Genomic DNA, 3,885 nt, shown 5'->3' with positions numbered 1-3,885 from the left:
GGCGGGGGCTCAGACGCGGGTGGCGGGGAGCCAGCCGTTCTGGACGGCGTGCGCGCCGGCCTGGAAGCGGCTGCGGGCCTCCAGTGCCTCCATGAGTTCGGCGGCGATGCGGCGGGCGGTGCGCGGGGAGACGCCGAGGCGTTTGGCGATGGCCTCGTCGGCATGTGGAGGGACTCCATGTGCTGGCGGGTGAGCCCGTCCATGTTGCGTTCGACGGCGGTGCCGAGCGGGTTGGCGCTCTGCCAGACGCTCTCGAACAGGGCGCACAGCGCGGCGATGGGCCCCTCGTAGGTGAGGACGACCGCGCCGGCCTGGGCGTCGTCGGTGTCGAGCGGGAGGACGGCCTCGCGGCGGTCCGAGATGATCATCCGCACCGGCAGGGTGGGGGCCGCACCGGCAGGGTGGGGGCGGTGCGCACCTGTCCGCCGTGCCGGTGCAGCCAGTCCACGTGGTCGAGGGTGGGCTGGTGGTTGCGGACGCTGTCGAGGTAGACGGTGCGCATGGTGATGCCCCGGTCCAGGAGGGCGGCGTTGGGGCCGCGGCTGGCTTCGAGGTCGGCGGCGGTGTGGGCGCCGCCGGGCGCGAACGTCATGATCTCGTGGCGGGTGCCGGCGGCCAGCCGGGCCAGCCGGTCGCGTATCTCCTCCGGCCCCTGCAGGCTCTCGGCACCGGAGGCGGCCCCGCGCGGGCGCATCGAGGAGCATTCGGCGATGAGCTGCGCGGCGGCGGCTCGTGAGGCCTCCACCTTCTGCTGGTGGGCGGCCAGTTCCGCTTGCTGGCGGGCCAGCAGCAGTTCCATGGCGTCTTCCGGGTCCAGCGGGCGGAACCCGATGCCTTCCCGGGACGAGGGCTGGACCAGGGCGAGGCGGCTGAGCCGGTCGAGGCAGGCGCGCAGGTCGTGCTCGGGGAGCGCGAGCCGCTGGGCGAGGACGGTCACCCCGTCCTCGGGATGGGCGAGGAGGGCTCGGTAGACGCGTTCCGCTTCGGCGTCGAGCCCCAGCAGTTCCAGCATGGCGATGCTCCCAGATGTTAGTACACGTGCGTCTGCAGGGAACTATACGAAGGCACCAACCGCCCCCTGGTCGGTTCCTGTTGTGGCATAAACAGTCCCCGGTGACGGCCTGTACCGCGGGGGTGGGCGCTGCGGAGGATGGGCGTATGTATCTCGTGCACGCCCGGCTCCGGGCTCCGGACCACACCTCCCTCCCTCCGGACGCGGCGCAGCTGTTCCTGGGGTGTGCGCGCGACGGGGAGGGTCTGGAGCACGTCAGTGCGCACGGCGACGCGGCGGGCGGTCCGGTCGTGGGCTTCTACCTGACGGCGCCCTCGCTCGCCCGCGCGGAACAGGCGGCTTCGGACGTCTGCCGGCGGGCGCTGCTCGCGCACCCCTCGCTGGCCGCGGTGGACGTGGTGTCCTTCGGCGCGGCCCTGGTCCCGCAGTACTGGGACGCGGCACTGGGCTCCGATGGACGGGATATGCAGCTGCAGGATCCGTCCACCGCGAACCTCTTCCACCCGTTCTGAAGTCGAAGCAGAGTAGGGCCATCGGCAGGCGGGACCAGCCGGGACCGAGAAGACCACTCGACAACCGCAACAGACGCACTTGCGCTCAGGGGGAATCAGATGCCCATGTTCGCCACTCGAATCGCCAAGACCGTGGCCGCGGCCGTCATCGCCGTCGGCGCGCTGGGTGTGGCGCACTCCTTCACCACGGGCGAGGCCGCCGCACCGCACCACGTCTCCGCCGACGGCGTCGGTACGGGCACGACCATCCCTCTGAACCAGCCCACGGGCCACCAGTCGCACAGCACCGACGTCACCTGGGGCCACTGACGGCACCCGGCCGGGCTCACCCCCCGAGGCCCACCTCCGAGGCCCACCCCTGACGCCCAGGGGTGGGCCTCACTTCTGCGGCGCGCCCTCCCGCACCACCTCCGCCACTCCGCACCACGGGGCCGTGGCCGGGGGCCAGACCGGGCCGATGGCTTCCGTGCGGGCCGGCGGGGTGTCCGGGGTGAGGCCGGGGAGGCGGACCAGGGACCGGGACGTGCGGGCGTCCGCCGCCGAGGGCCGGCGGTCGCGGAACTCGACGGTGGCCACGTACGAGCCCTGGCCGCCCCGGGCTTCGACCGCCGCCAGGACCCGCCGGCTCGCCGGGTCGATGCGGCAGTCGGTGACGCGGACCTCCGGGGGCGGGACGGTCGCGGCGGCCGGGCGGGCCGGGCTGCTGGCCCAGACGTACAGGCCCAGCGGGGCGAACACCAGGAGACCGGCCAGGCCCACGAGGCCGACCACCCACCCCTGCCATTTCAGTGCCATGCCCAGATCCTCCCGGCCCACCACCCGCCCCGCCAGCACCCGCCCACTCACACAGCATTTCGAAGCGGGACCGCCTGGACACCGGCCGTTCACCCGACTCAGCGCGGAATGTGGGTTTCCGTGAGCAGGCTGCACCCGTGAGACGCATCCTTGGAATCGCTCTGGCGGTCCTTCTCATGGGCGGCGTGATCGCCGTCGTCGTTCTGGGAAGGAACGGAACAGAGGGCACGGCAACGAAGACCGTGCGTGGCGTCATCGGATCGGAGAAGTCCGAGTTCTTCCGTGATCCCGACGTCGTCAAGGCCCTTGCAGCCAAGGGCTACACCGTGAAGACGGAGACCTCGGGCTCCTGGGCCATGGACCAGCTGGCCCTCAAGGAGTTCGACTTCGCCTTCCCCAGCAGCAGTGAGCCCGCCCAGGAGATCGAGGCCGCGGCCGGGGTGAAGGGGGCGCAGACCGCCAAGCCGTTCTTCTCCCCCCTCGTCGTCATCGCCCGCGCCAACGCCGCGAAGGTCCTCGTGGACAACGGGCTCGTCAAGATGAACGGGAAGAACACCGGCACCCTCCTCATGGGCCCCTACCTCAAGGCCGCCGGTGAGGACCGGACCTGGCAGCAGCTGAACGGCTCGGGCGCCTACGCCGAGCTGACCGGCACCGTGTTCGTCAAGACCACCGACCCCGCCACCTCCAACTCCGGCGCCCTGTTCATCGCCGCGACCTCCAACGTCGCCAACGGCGGCACGGTCGTCGCGGACGACCCCGGAATCACCCGCACCGGGCCCCTCCTGCGCAAGCTGATCCAGGTCCAGGGGGCCCTGGAGCCCTCCACCGACGACCCGTTCCGCGCGTTCATCAGCGGCAGCGGCGAGCCGCTGATCCTGGCGTACGAGTCCCAGGTGGCTTCTCTCCTCATGCAGAAGCAGACGAACGCCGAGGTCGCCGGCATGGTCGTGCTCTACCCGGACACCACCGTCAACTCCCCGCACACCTTCGTGCCGCTCAACGACAGGAGCAAGGAGCTCGGCACCCTGCTCGCCACGGACCCCGAGCTGCGCCGGCTCGCGCTGCGCCACGGGTTCCGCCCGCAGGAGGGCGTCGCCGAGTTCACCGCCGCCACCGCGCCCTACGCCGGCTACCTCAACCCGGGCCTGACCGGGATCCGGCAGGTGGGCGCTCCGACCGTCAAGGTGCTGATGGCGCTGGCCGCCCGCGCCAAGGGCCAGGAGGACCACGCATGACGACACCACCGACCTCACCGCTCACGCCACCGCCCGGGTACGGGGACGGGGCCGGGGCCGGGGCCGGGGGCACCGGGAGCCCGCTCGTCCTGACGGCGCCCGAGCCCGTGCCCGCCGTCCATCGGGAGCAGGCCTCCGGCTTCGTGCCGCTCGCCGACGGCGTGCGCGAGGAGATGGCCCGCCGGGCCGGGGAGTACGTCGGCCAGCTCTCCGGGATCGACGCGCGCTCCCCCGAGTTCGCGGCCCGCATCAACGACATCACCGCACTCGGCGCCGCCGACATGCGGTCCGCGGCCGGCCAGTCCAACCGGATGCTGGAGCGGGCCGT

5 protein-coding genes and 2 pseudogenes are annotated in these 3,885 nt (G+C 72.5%); 4 read left to right on the top strand and 3 right to left on the bottom strand.

Annotated features, from left to right (window positions below; genetic code table 11):
* Both VR44_RS48895 and VR44_RS48890 read right to left on the bottom strand, forming a co-directional pair.
* A pseudogene (locus VR44_RS48895) lies at window positions 1-368 on the bottom strand (hypothetical protein); the annotation flags it as partial.
* On the bottom strand, window positions 365-1,012 hold the full coding sequence (locus VR44_RS48890; protein ID WP_342669385.1) for a TrmB family transcriptional regulator: 648 nt from the start codon (window positions 1,010-1,012) through the stop codon (window positions 365-367). The pseudogene VR44_RS48895 and the gene VR44_RS48890, both read right to left, overlap by 4 nt.
* A 146-nt stretch (window positions 1,013-1,158) precedes the next feature.
* On the opposite strand from VR44_RS48890, the gene VR44_RS24060 reads away from it, so the two are divergent.
* Together VR44_RS24060 and VR44_RS24055 are read left to right on the top strand one after the other, a co-directional pair.
* Entirely contained in the window at window positions 1,159-1,524 is a 366-nt protein-coding gene (locus VR44_RS24060; RefSeq protein ID WP_052713794.1) for a hypothetical protein, read from the top strand.
* A 105-nt stretch (window positions 1,525-1,629) separates the two neighbouring features.
* The gene (locus VR44_RS24055; RefSeq protein ID WP_045949667.1) at window positions 1,630-1,833 is read left to right on the top strand and encodes a hypothetical protein; all 204 of its coding nucleotides are present in this window, start codon (window positions 1,630-1,632) and stop codon (window positions 1,831-1,833) included.
* Between the two features lie 69 nt (window positions 1,834-1,902).
* Here VR44_RS24055 and VR44_RS24050 read toward each other — a convergent pair whose 3' ends face one another.
* Window positions 1,903-2,319 (bottom strand): hypothetical protein, encoded by a 417-nt coding sequence (locus tag VR44_RS24050; protein ID WP_045949666.1) that lies wholly within the window; start codon window positions 2,317-2,319, stop codon window positions 1,903-1,905.
* Window positions 2,320-2,429: 110 nt separating this feature from the next.
* Here VR44_RS24050 and VR44_RS24045 point away from each other — a divergent pair, with 110 nt between their 5' ends.
* Together VR44_RS24045 and VR44_RS24040 are read left to right on the top strand one after the other, a co-directional pair.
* On the top strand, window positions 2,430-3,557 hold the full coding sequence (locus tag VR44_RS24045; RefSeq protein WP_245692139.1) for a substrate-binding domain-containing protein: 1,128 nt from the start codon (window positions 2,430-2,432) through the stop codon (window positions 3,555-3,557).
* Window positions 3,554-3,885: pseudogene (locus VR44_RS24040) on the top strand (toxic anion resistance protein); the annotation flags it as partial. The gene VR44_RS24045 and the pseudogene VR44_RS24040, both read left to right, overlap by 4 nt.

The sequence above is a fragment of the Streptomyces katrae genome (assembly GCF_000966975.1).
Taxonomy (GTDB): Bacteria; Actinomycetota; Actinomycetes; order Streptomycetales; family Streptomycetaceae; genus Streptomyces; species Streptomyces katrae.
The sequence above is the reverse complement of the archived record's forward strand: the minus strand, read 5'-3'. Positions and strand labels throughout refer to the sequence as shown.